Source organism: Serratia sp. BNK-12 (assembly GCF_047456085.1).
GTDB lineage: Bacteria > Pseudomonadota > Gammaproteobacteria > Enterobacterales > Enterobacteriaceae > Serratia > Serratia liquefaciens.
On the sequence record NZ_CP179896.1, the window covers coordinates 1,350,616 to 1,372,460 of the forward strand.

The 21,845-nt window shown below is 53.7% G+C and carries 25 protein-coding genes and 1 tRNA gene; 17 read left to right on the plus strand and 9 right to left on the minus strand.

Going from position 1 to position 21,845, the window contains the following annotated elements; genetic code table 11:
- Positions 1-98 precede the first annotated feature (98 nt).
- A complete protein-coding gene (alaC, locus tag ACMGG1_RS06085; protein ID WP_258090612.1) occupies positions 99-1,337 on the plus strand; it encodes an alanine transaminase in 1,239 nt (412 codons plus the stop codon).
- A 110-nt stretch (positions 1,338-1,447) separates the two neighbouring features.
- On the plus strand, positions 1,448-1,972 hold the full coding sequence (locus tag ACMGG1_RS06090; RefSeq protein ID WP_048762963.1) for a cytochrome b: 525 nt from the start codon (positions 1,448-1,450) through the stop codon (positions 1,970-1,972).
- Between the two features lie 67 nt (positions 1,973-2,039).
- Here ACMGG1_RS06090 and ypdK read toward each other — a convergent pair whose 3' ends face one another.
- The 3 genes from ypdK to ACMGG1_RS06105 form a co-directional block, all read right to left on the minus strand.
- Positions 2,040-2,114 (minus strand): membrane protein YpdK, encoded by a 75-nt coding sequence (gene ypdK, locus ACMGG1_RS06095; protein ID WP_104410986.1) that lies wholly within the window; start codon positions 2,112-2,114, stop codon positions 2,040-2,042.
- A 558-nt stretch (positions 2,115-2,672) separates the two neighbouring features.
- The gene (locus ACMGG1_RS06100; RefSeq protein ID WP_130015424.1) at positions 2,673-3,113 is read right to left on the minus strand and encodes a hypothetical protein; all 441 of its coding nucleotides are present in this window, start codon (positions 3,111-3,113) and stop codon (positions 2,673-2,675) included.
- A gap of 74 nt (positions 3,114-3,187) precedes the next feature.
- Positions 3,188-3,628 carry a hypothetical protein gene (locus ACMGG1_RS06105; RefSeq protein WP_401423894.1) on the minus strand — a complete coding sequence of 147 codons (441 nt, stop codon included), beginning with the start codon at positions 3,626-3,628 and terminating at the stop codon, positions 3,188-3,190.
- A gap of 293 nt (positions 3,629-3,921) precedes the next feature.
- Here ACMGG1_RS06105 and mltB point away from each other — a divergent pair, with 293 nt between their 5' ends.
- On the plus strand, positions 3,922-5,007 hold the full coding sequence (gene mltB, locus ACMGG1_RS06110) for a lytic murein transglycosylase B (RefSeq protein WP_414161219.1): 1,086 nt from the start codon (positions 3,922-3,924) through the stop codon (positions 5,005-5,007).
- Positions 5,008-5,210: 203 nt separating this feature from the next.
- Here the strand turns inward: mltB and ACMGG1_RS06115 are convergent, their stop codons facing one another.
- Positions 5,211-6,362 carry a porin gene (locus ACMGG1_RS06115; RefSeq protein WP_020827937.1) on the minus strand — a complete coding sequence of 384 codons (1,152 nt, stop codon included), beginning with the start codon at positions 6,360-6,362 and terminating at the stop codon, positions 5,211-5,213.
- A gap of 419 nt (positions 6,363-6,781) precedes the next feature.
- On the opposite strand from ACMGG1_RS06115, the gene ACMGG1_RS06120 reads away from it, so the two are divergent.
- From ACMGG1_RS06120 to ACMGG1_RS06130, 3 genes are all read left to right on the plus strand, one after another.
- On the plus strand, positions 6,782-7,072 hold the full coding sequence (locus tag ACMGG1_RS06120; protein WP_414161220.1) for a hypothetical protein: 291 nt from the start codon (positions 6,782-6,784) through the stop codon (positions 7,070-7,072).
- A 94-nt stretch (positions 7,073-7,166) separates the two neighbouring features.
- On the plus strand, positions 7,167-8,090 hold the full coding sequence (locus tag ACMGG1_RS06125; protein WP_414161221.1) for a DMT family transporter: 924 nt from the start codon (positions 7,167-7,169) through the stop codon (positions 8,088-8,090).
- A gap of 3 nt (positions 8,091-8,093) precedes the next feature.
- A complete protein-coding gene (locus tag ACMGG1_RS06130; protein WP_048762969.1) occupies positions 8,094-8,393 on the plus strand; it encodes a hypothetical protein in 300 nt (99 codons plus the stop codon).
- A 28-nt stretch (positions 8,394-8,421) separates the two neighbouring features.
- On the opposite strand, the gene dsdC is transcribed toward ACMGG1_RS06130, so the two are convergent.
- The 4 genes from dsdC to ACMGG1_RS06150 all read right to left on the minus strand — a co-directional run bounded on the left by dsdC (position 8,422) and on the right by ACMGG1_RS06150 (position 11,473).
- Positions 8,422-9,351, minus strand: a complete 930-nt coding sequence (gene dsdC, locus ACMGG1_RS06135; RefSeq protein WP_020827933.1) for a DNA-binding transcriptional regulator DsdC — start codon at positions 9,349-9,351, stop codon at positions 8,422-8,424.
- 247 nt (positions 9,352-9,598) lie between these two features.
- Positions 9,599-10,138: a DUF2058 domain-containing protein gene (locus tag ACMGG1_RS06140; protein ID WP_020827932.1), complete on the minus strand. Its 540-nt coding sequence runs from the start codon at positions 10,136-10,138 to the stop codon at positions 9,599-9,601.
- Between the two features lie 201 nt (positions 10,139-10,339).
- Positions 10,340-10,414, minus strand: a tRNA-Arg gene (locus ACMGG1_RS06145).
- A gap of 129 nt (positions 10,415-10,543) precedes the next feature.
- Positions 10,544-11,473, minus strand: coding sequence for a formate/nitrite transporter family protein (locus ACMGG1_RS06150; protein WP_198639930.1), 930 nt, complete (start codon positions 11,471-11,473; stop codon positions 10,544-10,546).
- Between the two features lie 251 nt (positions 11,474-11,724).
- Here ACMGG1_RS06150 and ccmA point away from each other — a divergent pair, with 251 nt between their 5' ends.
- The 10 genes from ccmA (at position 11,725) to mlaA (ending at position 19,586) form a co-directional block, all read left to right on the plus strand.
- Positions 11,725-12,357: a cytochrome c biogenesis heme-transporting ATPase CcmA gene (ccmA, locus tag ACMGG1_RS06155; RefSeq protein ID WP_020827926.1), complete on the plus strand. Its 633-nt coding sequence runs from the start codon at positions 11,725-11,727 to the stop codon at positions 12,355-12,357.
- Positions 12,357-13,016: a heme exporter protein CcmB gene (gene ccmB / locus ACMGG1_RS06160; protein ID WP_044552718.1), complete on the plus strand. Its 660-nt coding sequence runs from the start codon at positions 12,357-12,359 to the stop codon at positions 13,014-13,016. The genes ccmA and ccmB overlap by 1 nt, the downstream gene beginning before the upstream one ends.
- A 118-nt stretch (positions 13,017-13,134) precedes the next feature.
- A complete protein-coding gene (locus ACMGG1_RS06165) occupies positions 13,135-13,872 on the plus strand; it encodes a heme ABC transporter permease (RefSeq protein ID WP_020827924.1) in 738 nt (245 codons plus the stop codon).
- Complete coding sequence (gene ccmD / locus ACMGG1_RS06170) at positions 13,869-14,105, plus strand: heme exporter protein CcmD (protein WP_020827923.1); 237 nt, start codon at positions 13,869-13,871, stop codon at positions 14,103-14,105. The genes ACMGG1_RS06165 and ccmD overlap by 4 nt, the downstream gene beginning before the upstream one ends.
- Complete coding sequence (ccmE, locus tag ACMGG1_RS06175) at positions 14,102-14,596, plus strand: cytochrome c maturation protein CcmE (protein WP_012146100.1); 495 nt, start codon at positions 14,102-14,104, stop codon at positions 14,594-14,596. The genes ccmD and ccmE overlap by 4 nt, the downstream gene beginning before the upstream one ends.
- Positions 14,593-16,563: a heme lyase CcmF/NrfE family subunit gene (locus tag ACMGG1_RS06180; RefSeq protein WP_020827922.1), complete on the plus strand. Its 1,971-nt coding sequence runs from the start codon at positions 14,593-14,595 to the stop codon at positions 16,561-16,563. Before ccmE ends, ACMGG1_RS06180 begins: the two co-directional genes overlap by 4 nt.
- The gene (locus tag ACMGG1_RS06185) at positions 16,560-17,111 is read left to right on the plus strand and encodes a DsbE family thiol:disulfide interchange protein (protein WP_020827921.1); all 552 of its coding nucleotides are present in this window, start codon (positions 16,560-16,562) and stop codon (positions 17,109-17,111) included. Before ACMGG1_RS06180 ends, ACMGG1_RS06185 begins: the two co-directional genes overlap by 4 nt.
- A complete protein-coding gene (locus ACMGG1_RS06190; RefSeq protein WP_020827920.1) occupies positions 17,108-17,581 on the plus strand; it encodes a cytochrome c-type biogenesis protein CcmH in 474 nt (157 codons plus the stop codon). The genes ACMGG1_RS06185 and ACMGG1_RS06190 overlap by 4 nt, the downstream gene beginning before the upstream one ends.
- Positions 17,581-18,792, plus strand: coding sequence for a c-type cytochrome biogenesis protein CcmI (ccmI, locus tag ACMGG1_RS06195; RefSeq protein WP_414161222.1), 1,212 nt, complete (start codon positions 17,581-17,583; stop codon positions 18,790-18,792). The genes ACMGG1_RS06190 and ccmI overlap by 1 nt, the downstream gene beginning before the upstream one ends.
- A 35-nt stretch (positions 18,793-18,827) precedes the next feature.
- Complete coding sequence (mlaA, locus tag ACMGG1_RS06200) at positions 18,828-19,586, plus strand: phospholipid-binding lipoprotein MlaA (protein WP_020827918.1); 759 nt, start codon at positions 18,828-18,830, stop codon at positions 19,584-19,586.
- Between the two features lie 116 nt (positions 19,587-19,702).
- Here the strand turns inward: mlaA and fadL are convergent, their stop codons facing one another.
- Entirely contained in the window at positions 19,703-21,025 is a 1,323-nt protein-coding gene (gene fadL, locus ACMGG1_RS06205) for a long-chain fatty acid transporter FadL (RefSeq protein WP_048762973.1), read from the minus strand.
- Between the two features lie 405 nt (positions 21,026-21,430).
- Between fadL and ACMGG1_RS06210 the strand changes: the two genes are divergently transcribed.
- A complete protein-coding gene (locus ACMGG1_RS06210; protein WP_142814749.1) occupies positions 21,431-21,727 on the plus strand; it encodes a YfcZ/YiiS family protein in 297 nt (98 codons plus the stop codon).
- Positions 21,728-21,845: the final 118 nt, after the last annotated feature.

Here is a 21,845-nt window from a genome sequence, read left to right on the forward strand (position 1 = left end):
AGCCTGCCGGGGCTGAGATATGTTCAATATCCGGTCAATCGACAGATTGGCCAGCGTCGCTCGGATGGTCCGGGCGCTAACGTCACTTTGAGGTCCCTATGGCTGATAATAGTCCGCAACGCCGTTTCACGCGTATTGAACGTCTCCCCCCTTACGTATTCAACATCACCGCCGAACTCAAGATGGCTGCACGCCGTCGCGGCGAGGATATTATCGATTTCAGCATGGGCAACCCCGACGGGCCGACGCCGCCGCACATTGTGGAAAAACTCTGCACCGTTGCGCAGCGTGACGACACCCACGGCTATTCTACCTCGCGCGGTATCCCGCGTTTGCGCCGTGCGATTTCACGCTGGTATGCCGACCGCTACCAGGTGGAGATCGATCCCGAAACTGAAGCCATTGTCACCATTGGTTCGAAAGAAGGCCTGGCGCACCTGATGCTGGCGACGCTCGATCATGGCGATACCGTGCTGGTGCCGAACCCGAGTTACCCGATCCATATTTACGGTGCGGTGATCGCCGGCGCGCAGGTGCGTTCTGTGCCGCTGGTGGACGGCGTGGATTTCTTTGGTGAGCTGGAGCGCGCCATTCGTGAAACCATTCCGCGTCCGAAAATGATGATCCTCGGCTTCCCGTCGAACCCTACCGCCCAGTGCGTTGAGCTGGACTTCTTCGAACGCGTGGTGGCGCTGGCCAAGCAATACGACGTGCTGGTGATCCACGATCTGGCTTACGCCGACATCGTTTATGACGGCTGGAAAGCGCCGTCGATCATGCAGGTGCCGGGTGCCAAAGATATCGCGGTAGAATTTTTCACCCTGTCGAAAAGCTACAACATGGCGGGTTGGCGCATCGGCTTTATGGTCGGCAACCCGGAGCTGGTCAACGCACTGTCACGCATCAAGAGCTATCACGACTACGGGACGTTCACCCCGCTGCAGGTCGCCGCGATTGCTGCGCTGGAAGGCGACCAACAATGCGTGCTGGATATTGCAGAACAGTATCGCCAGCGCCGTAACGTGCTGGTCAAAGGGCTGCATGAGGCGGGATGGATGGTGGAAAATCCGAAAGCTTCGATGTACGTTTGGGCCAAAATCCCCGAGCCTTATGCGCATCTCGGTTCGCTTGAGTTTGCCAAACGCCTGTTGGCGGAGGCCAAGGTTTGCGTATCGCCAGGCATTGGCTTTGGCGATTACGGCGACACCCACGTGCGTTTTGCATTGATTGAAAATCAGGATCGTATTCGCCAGGCGGTTCGCGGTATCAAAGCGATGTTCCGTGCTGACGGGTTGATAAAGCCGGTCAAGAGCAGCACCCCGGCCGCGACCAAGTAATGCCTTCAGGCCGGTGCATTCGCGCCGGCTTTTTTCTTCCCGCTAAGGTTTTCTTCATTATTTACCCACTATGATCCAATAAGATTTTCTTTATTTATTTGGAAGCCTGTATGGGTAATCGTTACGCAAAATCGCAAATTGTTTTGCACTGGCTGACGCTGCTGATGGTGATCCTCACCTATGCGGCGATGCTGCTGAAGAACTCGGTACCGGAGGATCTGGCGTCGCTGGTAAAAAATCTGCATTTTAACTTTGGCCTGGCGGTCTTTTTGCTGATGTTCATCCGGCTGGGATTACGTCGGCGTTATGCTACGCCGGCAACCACACCGCCGCTGGAAGAGTGGCAGGAATGGGGCGCAAAAATCTTTCATGCGTTGCTCTATCTGCTGTTTCTAACGTTGCCGGTGTTGGGTGTACTGACGCTGGCTTACGGGGGAAAGGAGTGGGTTTTGCTGGGCTGGCAGGTCCCGCAGTTCGTTACGCCGGATCCGTGGTTGCGCCGGATAATCAAAAGTACGCATGAGACCCTGGCCAATACCGGTTACTTTATTATTGGCGCGCATGCGTTGGCGGCGCTGTACCACCACTATCTGCGTAAGGACGATACCTTGCGCCGCATGATGCCGGGGAAATAGCCGGGGAGCAGAAACAACAAAGGGGCGCTGGTGCGCCCCTTTATCTAAATTCCCGGTCATGCCTTGGTTATGCAACCATCAGCATAAAGGTGCCAATCCATGTCACCAACATGAATGAAACGCCCATAACAAAATATTTCACTGAACAACTCCCGTTTGGAGTCCCTCGCAAGCCAATGATCCCGATTGTTGTGCTGAGTGTTTTGTGGGTAGTCCAGGGCTAATAGGCGGATCCTTCAAAAGGAAGAACAACGTCCTCGGCCACGGATTACCCGGTCGTCGCGCTTCATAGTCCTTGAGGTAAAACATGAACCACGACAGGATCGGCGCTAATGTACTCCCATTGCCAGCCTGATTACAATACTGTGTTTTTGATCACATTTTTTGGCGATTTCTTAACCAGCGCTGACTGTTTTTAAACGATTTTTATTTACCTTTTTTATCAGGCAATAGAGGATTAGCCCGCTGACGCGGGCCTTATAATTATGCTTGCTGTGATGTTATGAAAAGGGATCAGGCGACGGCGTTGGCGCCGGTCAGCAGGATGACCCAGAAGACAAGGCACGACAGCAGAATAACGGTCCAGATATTGCGGCGACTCCACTCCATTTTTAGCCTTCACTTTTTGCTTTTGGTGATTCGGTAACGAACACATCGGCGAAAAGTGAAGAATATTTAGCCCCCGACAAAAATATTTTTCTTAACCCCGACAAACTTCTGCTACCGAGGTCTGGACTTCATAGCCCAACAGGTAAAGCGCCTGTTCCAGCGCTTCCACCTTCGAGGCATAGGCCACATCCAGCAGGCGATCCATCTGGCCGGCGTTAAAGCCCAGTTTGCGCGCCAGATCGGCTTTGGAGGTGGCACTGGCCAGCATAATGTTATGCAGTTCGAGTTTTAGCTTCACCAACACCGGCAGGTGGATAGCCAATTCATCCGGCAGAGCAGGGGAAGGGGCTGGCACCGTACGGCCTTCTTCCATTTCCATGGCGATGGCAAGCAGCAGGCTTTCCTGCGCTTCCAGCTCGATATCTTCACGTTTATAGCAGGCGGCCTGCTGTTCAGGAAAATCGCGAAAGTGAATCTGCCAGGCGTCGCTTTCGTTATCGAAGGCGTAATGGGCGGGGTAGTGGCAAGACATGGCATTTCCTGTTTGGGCCGGGAGAGATGTGGCATTGTGACCGCTTGCCCCGCAGATAGCCAGCGGCGACGCGCCTAACCGGCCTTACGTGCCAGGAACCCTGAGGGCAGCAGCAGTGCGCACAGCAGCCCTAACAGGCTTATCAGGATCAGCCAGCGTTCGACAGGGCCGGGATGGTAGTTATTCACCACGCTAAGTCCATACAGTATCAGGGCCAGCGGCCAACCGAGCGTGCCGATGTCGTTGAGCCGAAAGGCGGTACGGGCGACAAACCACAGGGTTAACCCTATCCAGCCCAGCGACCACAGCATTATGCACAGCAGGTAGACGAACACCGCAAAAAACTCGCCGATGTCGCTGTGTGCGTAGACACGAAACCGATTTTCATCCAGATAGGGCGATAGATAGGACAACAAGGTCAGGCCAGCGGCGAAAATAAGCATGGAGAAAAGGTAGGTGCGGCGAGTAATACATTTTTTAAAGGTGTTTTTAGCGATCTGTCCGAGAGAATCCAAAATTACACTCCGTTGTATCAGTCATTGCCGACGGGAAGAGCCGCTAAAAAAGCAGCGTAGGGAGGCTTTGCGTCGAGTCAAAATGAGAGTTTATCTCATTTAATCAAGGTTTAGGTTTTTGTCTGTATCGCGGACCTACCCTAAGTGGTGCTTTGTTTCTGTGCCTTGCATCACATTTCGAAAATACTTCGACTTGTTGCTCTGTGATGAGCGACATAATCCAGTTTTTTCGCACCCGACAATGGATTAACATAACCCACACTTATCACTGGCCTGGCTTATATGGATATCCGATGCGTCATTTAGTTGTTCTTCTCCCTCTGCTTACCTTACTCACTGCCTGTAGCAGCGGGCCGAAGTCGACCCCGGCCGTGCCTCAGGACAACACCGTAAAAGGAGGATTCCTGTTGACGCCGGCGCATTCCGGTCAGCCGTTGGGCGGCGATTTTGCCAATAACCCGAACACCGCCCGCTTTATCGATAAAATGGTGCGGGAGCACGGTTTCGATCGCCAGCAACTGCATGATGTATTGGCGCAGGCCCGTCGGCTGGATTCCGTGCTGCGGCTGATGGATCGTCAGGCGCCGACGCCAAGCACCCAGGGACCGACCGGGCCAAACGGCTCCTGGTTGCGTTATCGTAATAAATTCATCACCCCGGACAACGTGCAAAACGGCGTGCAGTTCTGGAATCAGTACCAGGACGCGTTGCAGCGTGCCTATCAGGTTTACGGCGTGCCGCCGGAGATCATTGTCGGCATTATCGGCGTTGAAACCCGTTGGGGCCGCGTGATGGGTAAAACCCGCATTATCGATGCGCTGGCGACGCTGGCCTTCGACTATCCGCGTCGCGCCGACTACTTTGCCGGCGAGCTGGAAACCTTCTTGCTGATGTCGCGCACAGAAGGGGATGACCCGCTGGAGCTGCGAGGTTCATTCGCCGGGGCAATGGGTTACGGTCAGTTTATGCCGTCTTCATTCAAGAGCTATGCGGTTGACTTCAACGGTGACGGCCACATCAACCTGTGGGATCCGGTGGATGCCATCGGCAGCGTTGCCAACTACTTTAAAGCACACGGTTGGGCCAAGGGCGAACCCGTGGCAGTACAGGCAAATGGCCAGGCGCCAGGATTGGAAAATGGGTTTAAAACCCGCTATTCCGTCGCCAGTCTGGCGGAGGCCGGGTTGAGCCCACAGGGATCGCTGGGCGACAATCAGGAAGCCAGCCTGCTGCGTCTGGATGTTGGCACCGGTTATCAGTATTGGTACGGTCTGCCAAACTTCTACACCATCACTCGCTACAACCACAGCACCCATTATGCGATGGCGGTTTGGCAGTTGGGTGAAGCGGTGGGCCGGTCGGCACGCGGCGGATTCTGATACCGGATCAGCAATGAAAAAGGCCGCATAAGCGGCCTTAGTTAGATGACAAACACCCGAAAAGCGTGGTTTTCGGGTGTTTGGGGAAACCCTGAAGACCGAATCCTTTGTTTCTATGAGCGCACAAAACATAACGTTTAAGTGCAGAGGATTTTGTCAGCAGTCAGAGGCCGCATAAGCGGCCTTTTTTACATCGGTGATAATCAGAAATCGTAGCGCAAACGCACCAGAGTCATGTCGCCGAGGTTATCGGTGCTGGACGTCAGTACGTGTTCCACGTCCACACGGAAACCGTAATCAAATTGTACCGTCACGCCAAGACCGTTATCGATACGCTGATAGTTGCGGCCGGTTACGTACTCAAGACGGTCACCCATAAAGTACGGCATCACGGATTTCACCGCATATTGGCCTACCGGCACAGTATACCCCGCCAGATATTCAATCCCCCAGGCATCGCCAGCGAAGTAGTCGTTAACGTTGGCTTTTTTGGTGGTCAGGAAGTTGTTGTACCAACCGCCGCCGAAGGTCAGGGTCCAGTTGTCCGGCTTCCAGCTGATCGCCGTACCGACAATATTCTGATCGTAATTTTTCGAGCCGCTGGTGGAAGGATTGCGCATCTCGGCGCGGGTATAGTTCCACGCGGTACCCCAGGTCAGATCCGGTGTCAGATGGTAGTCCACGCCCAGTGAGCCGCCGCCCTGGCGTTTATAGCGCAGACCGTTGCCCGGCAGGTATTCGCCATCGCTGAACAGGTAAGAGGCATAAACATCCGCATCGCCGAAGCTGTTTTTGTACTTCAGCATCTTGCGTGAACGGTAGGAACCGTCGTAGTCGCCGTTGATGCCGTTGCCTGGCGCCTGAGCCAACATGTCATAGTCCCAGATATCGGTTTTGGCACCGACCACGTCATAGTAAATGCTGTTTTGCTGGCCGAAGGTCAGTTGCCCCCAGGTTTTGCTTTTCAGGCCGGTGTAGAGCATACGGCGGCTGGTGTCATTGGCGCCGTCGGCGTAGTGGTTATCCCAGTTGAACAGCGCAGGAATATTGACACCCAGCTCGTAATAGCTGATCCAGCTAATATCGTCGAACAGGTAGTAATCGGCGGCAAAACGGAAGCGGGTGCCGCCGTCGAAACCGTTACGTTTGTAAGAGCCCTTATCGCCATCGCCGGTCATATTGTTGAACTGCGGGCGGATGCTGCCGCCAACGGTAAAGTTAAGACGGCTCAACGGATCGCCGGCCTGCGGGTCTTGCTTCAACAATGTGATCTCAGCCTGGGCAGCGAAAGAAGCACTGCCAACGACCAGTCCCAGAGCAATAGCCTGAGTTAATGTACGCAATTTGTATGTCATTTTTTATCCCTGTGTATAGATTGCCAACCTCTCCGAAACCCTCTGGCATCAGTGAGTTGCCCAGGCTGTTTTCTGAGCGTTTTCATTGTTTTTTGGCGTGAGTAAAGCGGAACGCATATGTAACACAATGTGCGTCACAATGAGTTACTTTTCTTGCTAATTATTTGGTTTGTTTTTAACCGGCTCGATGCTGGGGAGAGGCGAGGTGTGCGAAACATGCTCAATTGAAGGGCGTGGGGGAGGTCAATCTTCGGATGAATTCATCTAACACAAAGCTCTATATTTATCACTTGTCAGAGAATGGCATATACCGTGTAATTTCATCGTAACGAAATATATTTAAATGGATTTTACGCCTTGTTATTTAACACGGGTTATTTACAAGTCAGATGAAATTGATAAGGGTTGTGGAGGTTATTATGAAAGTATGTTTCATACTGTTAATCGGGCTTTTTTCAATGCCGTTAATGGCGGCTGAGTCGCATGTTTGTCAGTCAAAATATTATGATTATGCCAGTGTCGGTGAGATGCGGTTGAGTGATGATACCTTGTTTAACTGTCGCGACATTGGCCGCATGACTATTCCGGATCTCGCTAAACGAGGTTGGAAGGTCATTCATGTGGCACAACAAACTGAATATACCGGGGATACTGACAGCGACAGTGAAGTGATTAAAATGTACCAGGAAATATTGGTCTTTAAAGAATAATTTTTTCGGCTTCCCTCGATTTTATTGTATATCACCTGATTATTTGTGGTGAGGGAGACGTGCATTTATAACTCAGCGGTTTGCGGGAGGCTAGATGAGTGCCAGAAATAATATAGACGGCAAAGCTGGCGCCGCCATGGTGATGATATGCGCCATATGGGGGCTGCAGCAGGTGGCGATCAAGGCAGCCGAGCCGGATATTTCCGCCGTGCTGCAAATTGCCATCCGATCAGGGATTGCCGCTTTGGCAGTCTATCTCTTGGCGCGTTTTAAAGGCGAAAAGCTTTTATTCGATCCCCGCACGCTGTTAGCCGGTTTCGGCGTTGGGCTGTCGTTCGCGCTGGAGTTCTTTTTCGTTTCTGAAGGTTTGCGCTATACCAGCGCCTCGCACATGGCGGTCTTTCTGTACACTGCCCCCCTTTTTTCTGCCATCGGACTGCATTTTTTCATCAGGCACGAGCGTTTGTCGGCTGTACAGTGGGCCGGTATTGCCATCGCTTTCGGCGGTGTGGTGCTTGCGATTTCCGCTATGGGCGAGAGCTCTGGGGGCGTGAATCAGCTGCGTGGGGATATTTATGGCTTATTAGCGGGGTTATCCTGGGGCGGCTCTACAATCCTTATTCGAACAACCGGTTTGGCGAATTGCTCGTCAAAACAGACGCTGCTGTTCCAACTGACGGGCGCCTGCATTGTGCTATCCCTGCTGGCGATGACGATGCAGAACGTACATTTCACGCTGAGTTCCGTGGCCTGGAGCAGTTTGGTATTTCAAACGGTTATCGTCTCATTTATCAGTTATTTAATTTGGTTCTCCCTGCTGCGTCATTACCAGGCTTCTTCGCTGGGTATCCTGACGTTTATGACGCCTATTTTTGGCATTCTGGCTGGCGTGGTGATCTTGGGAGAACCGCTGCAGATCGAGTTCGTCTTGGGTTCAGTGCTGATCGTTTTGGGGCTTATTGTCGTGAGCTGCTCATATTTGTTTTATTTTACCAGAAGGATTGCACCAAAAATATAAACTATGGACGTTGATATTCATACCTATCAGATAAACTGTGAAAGCCAATTCATTATTACTGTACAAGTGTCAAAATATGCCTGGGGTTATCCTTTGATCACCTTAAGCGATAATGGTGATTTCTTTGTGGTGAAAAATACGAAACGGGGGAAATTATCAAACCAAACTCCGGTTGAAATAATAAACTTTGCTAATAACTATGCTGTGGTGTGGGATAACAACCGCAAGCATATTTATTATTCAAAGGCCGGACGATTGTACAGCTGTGCGCTTGAGTTTTCGTATACTCCGAAAAAATGGTGATCATTTCGATCTTTTCGCCTTTAGCCCCTCAGACCAGAGGGGTTATTTTCATCATCCATTCTTTGAATGCGATAATCTTAGGCCACTGACGCCCAGAGAGCGTCGACATAAAATAGCTGTGTTCGCAGGGCAAGATCATGTCGGTAAACGGGATAATCAGTTCGCCGCTTTTGATCCAGTCCTGCACCAGATTGAGTCGCCCCATCGCCACGCCAAGATGCTGAGTTGCCGCCAACACCGCCAGGTCCGAACGGTCGAACTCCATGCTTTTGGCGTCGGTATCCAGGCCCAAATCAAAATGCTGTGACCAGATCTGCCACTCGTCTTCACCGGAGTTGTATCTGTCATGCAATAGAGTGCAGTCTGCCAGGTTCCCAGGCGCATTATAAAGGTTATGCGTTTTGGCGTATTTCTCCGTGCAGATTGGAACCATGGACTCCCGCATAAAGATTTCGTCCAGCTGTTTATCCGATGGTGGACGGCCAAAATACATGGCTAAATCCACGCCCCGATTGGCCAAATTGATATTTTCCTGCCCGGTGAGAATGTTTAAATGAATGGTCGGATGCAGAGCAATAAAATCGCCGATGCGGGGTATCAGCAAACACTGGACCAGAGACGGGTGAGAATAAATGGTCAGGCTGCCCGTCAGCTCGCGGTTTTTGATATCCAGGATTTCCTGTGTCAGGGCATCGAAGGAATGATTTAACGCCCATTGCATTCTCTCGCCATCCGGCGTTAACGTAATTCTGCGGTGGAATCGTTGAAATAAAAGAAACCCCAGCTCTTTTTCCAGCAGGTTAATTCTGTGGCTTACGGCGCTGGGAGTAATAGACAGTTCTTCTGCCGCCAGTGAAAAAGATAAATGACGGGCGACGCATTCAAAAGTATGCAGACGAGAAAATTGATAGCTGGTCAGCGGGTTTGCTCGTCGTGAATATTTTTTGTTGGGAAACATGCTATTACTCCATCCGGATCATTTGCCAATATTAACATTTTAACGAAGGGAACTAAAATACGATTTTAAGTTTTTTAATGCTGTAGGTGTGACCGTTTAATTTGTCAGTTTTAAGCGTGATGAAAATATTTTTTAGCCTGCGGACACTAATCATTGATTTGCAGTAAGTGACCTTTTCGTGGTGCGGCAGGAATACGGATTTTTGATGTTAGGGCAAGAGGGAGAGTCCGTTGCCCTAAAGTTCTGATTACCACATCAAATCATCAGGGACGACAAAATCGGCGTAAGGATCTTCTTCGTCTTTGGCTTCCTGGCTGAGTTCAGCGCTCAGTACAATATAGCTTGCATCTCGCTGTGCAATTTTATTGGCCACGACCGCAGGGATAATGGCATATTCACCCTCAGGGTTATTATCACTAACCAGCCGTGCAATGGCGAGACGCCCATTAATTAACTGAGATTGAGTCAGTTTATCTACGCGTACATTTTTAATTAAATTGTTGTCTGTGAAATTATAACTAATGTCACCATTTGAAATGACGATCCTGTTCATTTCAATCAGCTGTTTTACCTGAGCTTTATATTCTTTAGATAAAGCGGCCTGCTTTTGCTGTTCACTCAGCTGTTTATCGCGCTCTATTTGCGCCTTTTTGTTGATTTCAACGGCTTCTCTTGCCTCGCGAGCCTGAACGCGTGATTTTTTCGTGGTTCTTTGTACTTTCTCCAGCTTTTTACTGCTTACTAATCCCGCTTTGAGCATCTGCTCTTGTAATGTCAGCTTTGTCATGTTCGTTTCTAAAATCGATCAAATAGTATCTGAGATTATACCTTTAATATTCGACGTTGTGCCAGATTGTGGGCGAGAGGATGCATCATTCTGATAAAACGGGGTTTATTGACCAAATTTGAAGTTCGATAAATCGCTCAGGATTGGAGGGGGCGTACGTCGTGGGTTAGTGGGTGCGGTAGAGGTGAGTATATAAATTTATGGTGTCCCCGACTGGAATCGAACCAGTAACTAGCCCTTAGGAGGGGCTTGTTATATCCGTTTAACTACGGGGACGCTGCGGGCCGGCAACCTAGGCTGCCGGGGCAGTATACCTTTTTTTACCCGCAGAATAAGCGCTTAGCGGTGCGTTTGCTCATTCCCTCGCCAATATGCGGTGATTTTCGCGCGCTGCGCTGATCGCGATCACGGTTTTCTCGCCTTGTCGGTTTGTTTTTCCGCCACCAGCCGCTCTGCCTTGTTTTTGTCGCTCATGTCGTTGCGGATCTGCGCATGGCTGATCAACGCAAAGATAAAGGTGCCGCCAATAATGTTGCCGGCCAGCGTTGGAATAGCGAACGGGTAGATAAAATCTTGCCAGGGAATGACGCCACTAAACACCAGATAAAGGATCTCTACCGATCCCACCACGATGTGGGTCAGATCGCAGATCGCCACCAGGTAGGTCATCAGTACAATCACCCAAATCTTGGCGGCCCCGGCGGAAGGGAACATCCACACCATGGTGGCGATGATCCAGCCCGCCAGAATGCCGTTGGCGAACATTTCAGACGGCGAGTTTTTCATCACTTCTTCCGACAGGCTAACGAAGGCGCTGCGGGTGTTCTCGTCGAAAATCGGCATGTGGATAAACGCCAGCGACGCCAGCCCGGTCCCCACCAGGTTCCCCAGCAGCACCACGCCCCACAGGCGAAACAGAAGCAAGAGGTTTCTCGACGTCGGTTTTTGCATGATCGGCAGTACCGCGGTGACGGTATTTTCGGTAAACAGCTGTTGGCGGGCCATGATCACGATGATAAAGCCAAAGGTGTAGCCGATATTTTCGATAAAGAAGCGGCTGGGATCGTCCGGCAGGCGGGCGTGGAAGATGCCTTTCGCCATCAGTGAGGCCCCCATCGACAGCCCGGCGGCCACCGCTGACCACAGCAGTGCCAGCCAGTCGCGCTCCAGCTCTTTTTCGCCCTCCATGCGGATCAGCTCATGCACTGCCGCTGCGCGCGAGGGCAAGTTCTCTTCCTTTACCTCAATTTCGCTCTTGCCCTGTTCATGCTCTTTGCTTTCTACCTGCAGGCTATTTTCCTGCTCTGCATCCGGGCGCTGCTGCTGATTGCTCATTATCCGTTATCTCCATCAAAGACTGTCAGGGTCATGATTAAGCGTAGTTGGCTCAGGGAAGCTGTGAAAGCGATGTGGCAAATTGCAGAAAAAAGTAACAAGAGTTTAACGTTGCCGGGTTTTTCTACGCATTTTTGATCTGGGGCGCAATATTACCCCTATTGGAGTAGTTGAGTGACCGGCTGCGGGCTACGAGCCACAGATGGCTTATGCTATGATCGCTATCCCAAAGAAAAATATGAGTTCTCCCGATGCTGGAAGCTAAAAATCTGAGTTGCGTCCGTGATGAACGCACCCTGTTTAGCGCGTTAAGCTTTACGGTAAAACCGGGCGACATTATTCAGGTAGAAGGGCCGAACGGCGCGGGAAAAACCAGCCTGCTGCGCATTCTGGCGGGCTTGGCAAGACCGGAAAGCGGAGAAGTCTGCTGGCACGGGCAAAATACGTTGCGTCATCGCGAACGTTATTATCAGGATTTGTTATTCCTCGGCCATCAGCCGGGGATTAAAACCATGTTGACGCCCTTTGAGAACCTGCAGTTTTACCAGGCGGTGCGGGGTGCGCCCGATCGTCAGGCCATTTGGCAAGCGCTGGAGCAGGTCGGTCTGGTGGGTTATGAGGATTTACCGGTGGCGCAGCTTTCCGCCGGTCAACAGCGGCGTGTGGCGTTGGCGCGGTTGTGGCTCAGCAGTAGTCCGCTGTGGATCCTGGATGAGCCGCTGACGGCGATAGACAAGCAGGGTGTGGCTGAATTAATAAGCCTTTTTGAGCAACATGCTCAGCAGGGCGGCATGGTATTGTTGACCACGCATCAGGATTTGGCCGGCGCAACGCAGGCGGTAGGGAAAATAAGCCTGACGGAAAACCGCGTGGAGACTCTTTAATGTTTTTGACTGTATTGCGCCGTGAGCTGAAGATTGCCTTTCGCAAAGGGTCGGAAATCGTTAATCCGTTGTGGTTTTTCCTGATCGTTATCACGCTGTTTCCGTTAGGGATTGGGCCAGAACCGCAACTGCTGGCGCGTATATCGCCGGGGATTATCTGGGTGGCGGCGCTGCTGGCGGCCCTGCTGTCGCTGGAGCGTTTGTTTCGCGATGATTTCCTCGACGGCTCGCTGGAACAACTGTTGTTATTGCCAACGCCGCTGCCGATGACGGTGTTAGGCAAAGTGTGTGCTCACTGGGTAGTAACGGGCTTACCCCTGTTGATCCTGTCGCCGCTGGTGGCGCTGCTGCTGTCGTTGGACACTCACACCTGGCTGGCGGTGGCGTTTACGCTGTTGCTGGGTACGCCGACGCTGAGCCTGATTGGCGCTATCGGCGTGGCGCTGACCGTCGGGTTGCGCAAAGGGGGCGTGCTGCTGAGCCTGCTGGTGCTGCCGCTGTATATCCCGGTGCTGATATTTTCTACCGCCGCTATCGACGCCGCCTCTATGGGCATGCCGATAGACGGTTACCTGGCGATACTGGGTGCGATGCTGGCGGGAAGCATAACGCTGGCGCCTTTCGCCACCGCAGCAGCGCTGCGAGTGAGCGTACACTAGCTAACTTATTGAAACGCGGGTTAACGCCATCAAGAGCGTGTTCCACCGCACAAGCAATTTTCGTCGCCCCGGTAAACGGGGCGGCCACCGTATAAATTTACCGTGAGCAATGACGACAATGTGGAAATGGTTACATCAGTTTGCCCAGCCTGAACGGCTGTATCACGTCTGTGGCCGCTTTATCCCCTGGCTGGGACTAGCCGGAGCGGCTTGCCTGTTGCTGGGCTGGGTCTGGGGATTCGGTTTCGCACCCAAGGATTACCAGCAGGGCGATAGCTTCCGCATCATGTATATCCATGTGCCGGCGGCGATGTGGTCGATGGGGATCTATGGCTCAATGGCGGTAGCGGCGTTTATCGGCCTGGTGTGGCAGATGAAAATGTCCGATACCGTGGTGGCGGCGATGGCACCGGTCGGCGCGGTGTTTACCTTTATTGCGCTGGTCACCGGCTCCGCCTGGGGCAAGCCGATGTGGGGTACCTGGTGGGTGTGGGACGCCCGCCTGACGTCTGAACTGGTGTTGCTGTTTCTTTATATTGGCATCATTGCGCTGTACAACGCCTTTGAGGACCGCCGCCTGGCGGGCCGCGCCGCCGGCATTCTGGTGCTGGTCGGGGTGGTGAACATCCCGATCATTCACTTCTCGGTCGAATGGTGGAACACGCTGCATCAGGGTTCCACCAATATGCAACAGAGCATCGCGCCAAGCATGCGCACCCCGCTGCGTTGGGCAATCCTCGGTTACCTGCTGTTTTTCATCACTCTCACCTTGCTGCGCTTGCGCAATCTGATTTTGTCTCAGGAACGCCAGCGCCCTTGGGTGGCAGGGCTGGTTAACAAGGAGCGTCAACCATGAATGCAGCCTTTACTTCCTGGCAGGCGTTTTTCGCCATGGGCGGCTATGCCTTCTACGTTTGGTTGGCGGTAGCCGTAACCCTGCTCTCGTTGCTGGGGCTGGTGGCCCACACTTTCTGGCAGCGCCGGCAATTGCTGGATGAGATTGGACGCCGTCAGGCACGCGAACGACGTATTCGTCATTCGCAGCAGTCGAAACAAAAAACCGCTAACCCGCGGGAGAAATCATTGTGAATCCTCGTCGTAAAAGTCGCCTGTATTTGGCGATCGTAGTGCTGATCGGCGTTGCGCTGACCGCGACCCTGATGCTGTATGCGCTGCGCTCCAACATCGATCTGTTTTATACCCCAAGCGAAATTCTGCAGGGCAAGGGCGAAAATCATGAGAAGCCGGAGGTGGGCCAACGCCTGCGCATCGGTGGCATGGTGATGCCGGGTTCGGTAAAGCGCGATCAGAAAACGCTGCAGGTCAGTTTCAAAGTTTATGATGCACGCGGTGCAATCGACGTCACTTACACCGGCATTCTGCCGGATCTGTTCCGTGAGGGGCAGGGCGTGGTGGCACAGGGCGTGCTGGGCGAAGGCAACGTGGTGAATGCGCGTGAAGTGTTGGCGAAACACGATGAAAAATACACGCCGCCGGAAGTGGCCGACGCGATGAAAGAAAACCATAAGGGACCGGCTTCGGCCTACGCCACCCCGCAGAACGAGGGCGCTAAATCATGATGCCGGAAACGGGAAGTTTTCTGCTATGCCTGGCGCTGGCGATTTCGCTGCTGCTGAGCATTTACCCGCAGTGGGGCGCGGCGCGTCAGGACCGTCGCATGATGGCGGTGGCGCGCCCACTGACCTACGGCATGTTTGCGGCTATCGCCCTGGCGTTCATCTGTCTGGTGCACGCCTTTGTCGTTAATGACTTTACCGTGGCCTATGTGGCCGCCAACTCCAACACCCAACTGCCGGTGTATTACCGTATTGCCGCCACCTGGGGCGCCCACGAGGGATCGCTGCTGCTGTGGGTGCTGTTGCTGAGCTGCTGGTCGCTGGCGGTGGCGCTGTGCAGCCGTTCGATGCCGCAAGATGCCGTGGCGCGCGTATTGTCGGTGATGGGCATGATCACGGCAGGTTTCCTGCTGTTTATCATCATGACCTCCAACCCCTTCACCCGTACGCTGCCGAACTTCCCGATCGACGGTAGCGACCTTAACCCGCTGCTGCAGGATATCGGCCTGATTTTCCATCCGCCGCTGCTGTACATGGGGTATGTCGGTTTCTCGGTGGCCTTTGCTTTCGCCATCGCTTCACTGATGGCCGGTCGCCTGGATACGGCCTGGGCACGCTGGTCGCGGCCGTGGACCACGGCCGCCTGGGTGTTCCTCACCATGGGCATCGTGCTGGGCTCCGCCTGGGCCTATTATGAACTGGGCTGGGGCGGCTGGTGGTTCTGGGATCCGGTCGAGAACGCTTCATTTATGCCGTGGCTGGCCGGTACCGCGCTGATGCACTCGTTGGCGGTGACCGAGAAACGCGGCACTTTCAAAGCCTGGACGGTATTGCTGGCGATTACCGCCTTCTCATTGTGCCTGCTGGGCACCTTCCTGGTGCGCTCCGGGGTGCTGGTTTCGGTGCACTCCTTTGCTTCCGACCCGGCACGCGGCATGTTTATCCTCGCTTATCTGGTGATCGTGATAGGCGGTTCTCTGCTGCTGTATGCGGTCAAGGGCGGGCAAGTGCGCAGCCGGGTGCAGCACGAAACCTTCTCGCGTGAAACCTTCTTGCTGGGCAATAACGTACTGCTGATCGCCGCCATGCTGGTGGTGCTGTTGGGGACGCTGCTGCCGCTGGTGCATAAGCAGTTGGGCCTGGGCAGCATTTCTATCGGCGAACCGTTCTTCAACACCATGTTCACCTGGCTGATGGCACCGATGGCGTTACTGATGGGGATTGGCCCGTTGGTGCGTTGGCGCCGCGACGAGCCGACCAAGTTGTGGCGTCGCCTGAGCGTGGCGCTGGTGATTACGCTGGTGCTGTCGATCCTGCTGCCGTGGCTGTTGCAAGACAGCATCGCCGGCATGACGGTGGTGGGGCTGATCATGGCCGTTTGGGTGATAATCCTGACGCTGATGGAACTGCACGAACGTGCAACGCATCGCCACGGTTTCTGGCGTGGGCTGAGCCATCTTTCCCGCAGCCACTGGGGGATGGTGCTGGGTCACCTTGGCGTGGCGGTAACGGTAATCGGCATTGCCTTCAGCCAAAACTACAGTGTGGAACGTGATGTCCGCATGAAAGCCGGCGACAGCGTGGATATCCATAACTATCACTTTGTGTTCCGTGACGTGCACGATATTCGTGGGCCGAACTACAGCGGCGGCGTCGGCATTATCGATGTCACGCGCAACGGCAAACCGGAAGCGACGTTGCACGCGGAAAAACGCTATTACAGCGTGGCGCGCAGCATGATGACCGAAGCGGCGATTGACGGCGGCTTCAGCCGCGACCTGTACGCCGCGCTGGGCGAAGAGCTGGACGACGGCTCTTGGGCAGTGCGGTTGTACTACAAACCTTTCGTACGCTGGATCTGGTTCGGCGGGGTGTTTATGGCGCTGGGCGGTATCCTGTGCATACTCGATCCGCGCTATCGGATGAGCAAAAAACTCAAGCGTGAAGGCAAGCTGGAGGAGCAGGCATGAACCGTAAGTTGCTGTTTATCCCATTAATCCTGTTCCTGCTGCTGGTGGCGGCGTTTATGGTGCAGCTGACGCGCAACGCCGGTGGCGAAGACCCGACCATGCTGGAATCGGCGTTGATCGGCAAGCCGGTGCCGGCTTTCAAGCTGGAATCCCTCGACCAGCCTGGCAAAACTTACGACCAAGCGGTGCTGCGCAATGGCAAACCCATGCTGCTGAACGTCTGGGCGACCTGGTGCCCGACGTGCCGCGCCGAACATCAATACCTCAATACGCTGGCCGCGCGCGGCATTCGCGTGGTGGGGCTGAACTATAAAGACGATCGCGGCAAAGCGGTGACCTGGCTGAACTCGCTGGGCAACCCATACGCGCTCAGCCTGTACGACGGCGACGGCATGCTGGGGTTGGATTTGGGCGTGTACGGCGCACCGGAAACCTTCCTGATCGACGGGCAGGGCATTATCCGCTACCGCCACGCCGGAGACATGAACGAGCGCGTTTGGCAGCAGGAAGTGCTGCCGCTGTACAAAAAATATGGGGGTGAGGCATGAGGCTGCTGACCCTGATATTTGCCGCGTTACTGAGTTGGAGCGCCGCGGCGGCTATCGACACTTATCGGTTCAATTCGGTCGAGCAGGAACAGCAATACCGGGAGCTGACCGAACAGCTGCGTTGCCCGAAATGCCAGAACAACAGCATCGCCGACTCTAACGCCATCATCGCGGCCGATATGCGTACCAAGGTGTACGAGTTGATGATGCAGGGGCAGAACAAGCAGCAGATTATCGACTATATGGTGGCGCGCTACGGTAATTTCGTCACCTACGAACCGCCGGTGACCCCGGCGACGCTGATCCTGTGGGTAGGCCCGTTGCTGTTTGTGTTGATCGGCGGTGCGGTAGTGATACTGCGCACCCGCCACCGTCGTACCGGTGCTGTTAACGCTAACGATGAATTCTCCGAGCAGGAGCAACAGCGTCTGGCGGCGCTGCTGAAAGAGACTGACAGGAAGAAACCCTAATGGCTTTTTGGCTGATTATTATTGTCCTGCTGGTGGGCGCTGCGGCGTTGCTGGTGGTACCGGCGATGCGCCATAGCGGTAAAAGCACCGCTGCGAGCCGCGATACGCTGAACAAGGCGTTTTATCAGGATCGTCTGCATGAGCTGGAGCAGGACGAACAGCAGGGCGTGGTTGCTGAGCGCCCTGAACTGGTGAAAGAGCTGCAGCAAAACCTGCTCAATGACATCCCCGGCCAGCAGGATACGCAGGAGAAACCCATTAACCGCTGGGCATTGGTGCCTGGGGTTGCCTTGCTGGTGGTGGTCACCCTTGGCTTTTATCTGAAAACCGGTGGGTTGGCGCAGGTATTGGACTGGCAACAGGTCGAGGCGCAAATGCCGGATCTGCGCGCGCGCGTCGCTAATGAGCGCGCCCAACCGTTGAGCATGGAAGAGATTGCTCGCCTCGGGCTGGGGCTGCGTACCGCGTTGCAGCAGGACGATCGCAATATCAACGACTGGATGATGCTGGGTCGTGTGGGGATGGCGCTGAATAATGCCACCACCGCCACTCAGGCATTTGCTCATGCTTATCAACTTGATCCGAATAGTCTGGAAGTCCGTCTCGGCTATGCAGAAGTCTTGACGAGATCCAGCGATCCGGAGGATAACAAGCAGGCCACTCAGATGCTGCGCAAGATGATCGCCGAAGATCACACCAATATGCGCGTGCTGAGCCTGTTGGCGTTCAACGCCTTCGAACAGGGGGATTTCAAGCAGGCGATTGGCGCCTGGCAGGTTATGCTGAAGTTGTTGCCAGCCAATGATCAACGCGCCGAAGTGATAAAGCGCAGCATTGAACAAGCAAAAACACAGGCGGGCGAAGAAACTGTTAAACTTGGCATTAACGTGACGTTATCGCCACAGGCGACGAACGCTTTGCCGCAGCAGGGGACGCTGGTAATTTCAGTGACCGATGGCACCAATCCAGTGCCGGTTGCGGTAAAACAACTGCCCTTAAGCCGTTTCCCGCTGTCATTTTCTCTGGATGACAGCAACGCCATGATGCCTGAACGCCTGCTTTCGGCTCAGCATCAGGTCAAGGTGCGGGTGCGAATTTCTCAGGATGGTCTGGCCACGCCACAGGCGGGTGATTGGTTCGGCGAGAGTGCGCTGCAGAATTTCAGCGGTAAAGAGCAGATTGACGTTCAGATAAACAAACAGGTCCCTTAAATAAAAAGACCGAACGTGTTTTTATGGAGAAAAATATGAACTTTCGCCTGACTGGGCTGGCTTTCACAACGGTGTTATTGGTGGGCTGTGCCAGCGCGCCACAAGATGAACCACAAGGGCGATCCGATCCTCTGGAAGGATTTAACCGGACGATGTTCAACTTCAACTATAACGTCCTGGATCCGTATGTACTTCGCCCGGTGGCCGTGGCCTGGCGCAACTACCTGCCCATGCCGGCGCGTAATGGGATAAGCAACTTTACGTCTAACCTGGAAGAGCCGGCCAGCATGGTCAACTCCTTCCTGAAAGGCGACCCCTATAAGGGGATGATCCACTTTAACCGTTTCTTCCTCAACACCCTTCTGGGGATGGGCGGTCTGATCGACGTGGCCGGGATGGCTAACCCGAAACTGGCTCGCGAAGAGCCTAACCGTTTCGGCAGCACCCTGGGGCATTATGGCGTCGGCTACGGTCCTTATGTGATGTTGCCGGGCTACGGCAGTTTCACCCTGCGTGAAGAGGGCGGTGACTGGGCGGATACGGTCTATCCGGTGCTGAGCTACCTGACCTTCTGGATGTCGGCGGGCAAATGGGTGGTTGAAGGGATTGAAACCCGTGCCGAGCTGTTGGATTCCGACGGCCTGCTGCGCAACTCTTCCGATCCGTACCTGATGGTGCGCGAAGCCTACTTCCAGCGTAACGACTTCCTGGCGAACGGCGGCTCGCTGAAACCTGAGATCAACCCGAACGCTCAGGCGATCCAGGGCGATCTGGACGAGATCGACTCGCAGTAATCTCGCTTGGCGAAGAGAAAGAACCCGCTTTGATGGCGGGTTTTTTTATGCTTTGAGATCGGCGGGCAAAAAAAAGCGCCCTAAGAAGGGCGCTCCTGACTTCGTCATCGAAAAGATTAGAAGCGGTAGTTGAAGTTGGCGCCGTACAGCCAGGCCTTGCCCACGGATTCGAAGGTATATGGACCTTCTTTGATGGTGACTTTCTGGCCGTGCATGTAGGAAACACCGACGTCAACAGAGGCGTCTTTGTTGAATGCGTAGCTGGTACCTGCGCTCAACCAGAAGCGGTCCTGATCCGGGATAGAGATAGAACGGTTCTGGGCCGGCACCGGGCTGTCATCGAAGGCGATACCGGTACGGAAGGTCCAGTTATCGTCGTAGAAGTAGGTAGTACCCAGTGCGATGCGGTAAGCGTCTTTAAAGCCTTCGTGCTTCTCAAACAGGGTTTGACCGTTGTTGCCGGTAGCTTTCAGCTCCTGGAACTGGCTCCAACTGGTGTAAGCCAGGCTGTAGTGGATAGCCCACTGCGGTGCAACCTTGTTGTAACCCGAGATTTCCCACATTTCCGGCAGGTTCAGATCCAAAGAGCCTGGGATGGTGGTGCCGTCGGTGCCCATTGGCAGGCCGAGAGCGCCAAGGCGCGAGTTATAGGCGGATGGCAGGCTGCTCTTGTAGTCGCCGTCAAACTTGATTTTGACTTCGGAACGGTAGGTGAAACCGTAACGGTTGTTTTCATCCACTTCGTACAGAATGCCGGCGTTCCAGCCAAAGCCCCATTTGTCACCCTTCAGGTGAGAAATTTGAGTATCCGCCGGGATCTGTGAGACCGGGCCGGCCAATTGAGGTGGCAACTGGCCAGAACCTGCGATCAACTTTGGCAATTCACCGGCATAACGCTCGAGCTTGGCTTTGGCGTAAACCGCGTCAAAGCCCAGACCGAAGCTGAATTGTTGGTTCAGACGGTAAGCACCGCTCAGGTTCAGGTTAAGTGTGGTCAGGTCAGTTTTACCGCCGTAAGCCCCTGCGGTGTAACCGTCGTTGAATTCTGTCGCCAGGCCGTAGTTGCTGGTGACCGAGCCGCCTACGGCAAACTGATCGTTAATCGGTTGAACATAATGCAGGTTTGGCACCCAGGCGGTAGGGGCGATGTTCTTGGAATCGAGGCTGGCACCGGAAGGTGACTTGCCGGAGATATCTACATCCGGATCGATAAACACCGCACCGAAGGAAAGTTCCGGGCGGGTGTACATCATCAGCAGGGCCGGGTTGCGGCTGGCGGAAGCTGCAGTATCCGCCATGGCGCCCTCGCCAGAATACGAACGTCCTAAACCAGCTGATGAAAACTCATTCAGCTGGAATCCTGCGGCAGACACGTTTGAAGAAATAATTGCCACTGCAGCTGCGAGAGCTGATTTAGTAAATAGGTTTTTCTGGCTCATGACCAAAACCTCATTATGTGTTTATTATTTAAACTATGTTACTCAAAGTAACAAGGAGCGCGGGATTGTAGGGTCCGTTATCATTCAGACAAATCAGACCAGTGGCTGAATTATAGGTCCGACCTGTGAAAATGTTGCAACAATGTTTTTGAGATATTTCCAAATTGATATCAAAAAGGAGATCTGCATAACAAAAAACCAGCGATGCATAACAATATTCTTACCATTCCTTAGCAGACGTCGATTTTCATTTGTGATTTCCATCACTTAAAACACCTATAAAAAGTAAGTGCTAGTGATCGGTTTCATCGCAGAGTAAAATAAACGCAGAATCTTGTGTCTTTGCGCCAGTAGCTAAATGGCAATTTGGACTCGCGTAACGGCGGTCCCTGAGGAGAATGAATCATGTCCAATCCAATTAATAAATGTAGTGCCCAGGAAACTGCCGCCTGTTGCTGTGTTGATGTCGGTACCGTGATGGACAATACCGATTGCACCGCCTCCTACAGCCAGGTGTTTACCAATCAGCAGGATGCAGAAAAAATGTTGGCCACGCTGACCGAAAAAGCCCGCGGTGTGGAATCCGACCCTTGCGACATCAGCAGTAGCATTAAACCGGTTGACGGTGGCGTGGAACTGGTGGCTGATTTCACCTTCGCCTGCCAGGCAGAAACCCTGATTTTCCAACTCGGCCTGCGTTAATCACGGCTTTAAAACGGTGCGGGGTCATCCCGCGCCGCTCGCTTCCTCCTCAATCCCCCTCTAGAAAGTTGCTCCTGCTCTCAGTTTTCACTTCTGCCGGTTTGCCAAATGTAAACAT